The organism is Bifidobacterium sp. LH_426, assembly GCF_056356875.1.
On record NZ_JBKEVB010000016.1, the window covers coordinates 1 to 1,601 of the forward strand.

General features: G+C 62.2%; 2 protein-coding genes. Both read left to right on the forward strand.

Annotation, left to right across the window (positions count from 1 at the left end):
• Positions 1–134 precede the first annotated feature (134 nt).
• Positions 135–1,310 (forward strand): IS1249 family transposase, encoded by a 1,176-nt coding sequence (locus tag AC1AYD_RS10645; RefSeq protein ID WP_476545173.1) that lies wholly within the window; start codon positions 135–137, stop codon positions 1,308–1,310.
• A gap of 30 nt (positions 1,311–1,340) precedes the next feature.
• Entirely contained in the window at positions 1,341–1,574 is a 234-nt protein-coding gene (locus AC1AYD_RS10650; RefSeq protein ID WP_476503408.1) for a hypothetical protein, read from the forward strand.
• Positions 1,575–1,601 lie beyond the last annotated feature (27 nt).

Consider the following 1,601-nt stretch of genomic DNA (forward strand, 5'->3'; position numbering starts at 1 on the left):
CGGGCTATAGGAACCAAACGTGGTGTTTATGACCGGGGTTTGGCCTTGTGACAGTAGGCGTGTCGGGTTGGTTTTAACACGATGTCGCGTTAAAGACCGCCGGTTCGGCCGGCTGATGCCTGTTCGATGGGTGCATGAGGACGAAGTCGAAGAGGGCCCGGCTGTGCCCGGTATGCGGAAAACCGATGAGGAAGAACGGAAGGACGGCCGCCGGCTCCCAACGCTGGAAGTGCGCGAATTGCTCCCTGGGGACCACCGCGCCCAGGCCGGACAGGAAGCACGACGCCGACCTGCGAGCCTTCCTCGACTGGTTGCTTTCCGGCAGGACACAGGGTGACATGGGTCCGGGGCCGCGCGCGTTCCGCAAACGCATCCAATGGTGCTGGAACATCCGGCCCGTCATCCCGCCTCCGACGGCCGGACGCCATACGGTGATGGCGGATGGCACGTACATGAACCACGACTGGTGCCTGATCGTCGCGATCGACGGCGAGACGGGCGAGATACTGGGTTCCCAGTGGTGCTCGCATGAGTCGAAAGCGGCCTACATTGCACTGTTCTCCCGCATCCCCGCGCCCGACGTGCTGGTAACGGACGGCCTGCGCGGTGCGGAAAACGCCTGCCGTGAGGCATGGCCGGGCACGCGCATCCAGCGTTGTCTGGTGCACGTGCAGCGCAACACGAGGACCGACCTGACCTCAAAGCCCAGGCTTCAGGCGGGCAAGGAGCTCAAGAAACTCTCCGACCGGCTCACCAAGATCCATGACGCCGAGGANGCCCGGTGGGGCGAGGCCCTCAACGCATGGCACATCCGCTGGAAGGACTTCATCAACGAACGCACCCTCGCGAAGGACGATCCCGCGAACCCGAAGGCCGTCAGGCAGGAGTGGTGGTGGACCCACCAGGAACTCAGGCGCTGCTACCGGAGATTGGAGAAGCTATTTCGCGAGGGCAAACTGTTCGCGTTCCTCGAGCCCTCGCTGACGGCGGGTGGACCGGTGGCGCGCACCACGAACCGGCTGGAGGGAGGCGTCAACTCGCCGATCAAGCACGTGCTCCTCGACCACCACGGGCTTCCCGAGGGACACATGAGACGCGCCTGCGAATGGGTATGCTACATGAAAAGCGGATCCCCGGACCCCACATCACTGATCAGGCCCGAACACTGGCGGCCCCTGGTCAGCGGCCACGCTCGGGACAAGGACGGCGACGATTCGCCGAAGCCCTATGACGACGGCATCCAGGCTAATAACCATGACGACCCCGCCAACGAACCCGGCTTCTATATCCGCAAGGGACACGTCCGTTGACCCGCAGACCGACGCGCATAGCCGTCATGCATGGAAATCATTGAATTCGCCATGCAATTAACGCAAAGCCTGATCGACATGATCGCGATCCTCATCCCTTCCGCGAATGGCAGCGCCATGAACATCACCCGCGTTGGCGTCGACTTGGCCTGCGCCATCATCGGCATCACGGGAATCATCCATCGAGCTTCGGCCTGGATGCAAAAGGAAAGGAAGACAACGGAAATCCTGCGACAGCATCCACACCACGCCCGGGATTTCTAAAACACCACGTTTGGTTCCTATAACCCT

Coding starts and splice junctions, on each gene's coding strand:
- AC1AYD_RS10650 (WP_476503408.1), top strand. CDS start 1,341: ATGGAAATCATTGAATTCGCCATGCAATTAACGCAAAGCCTGATCGAC.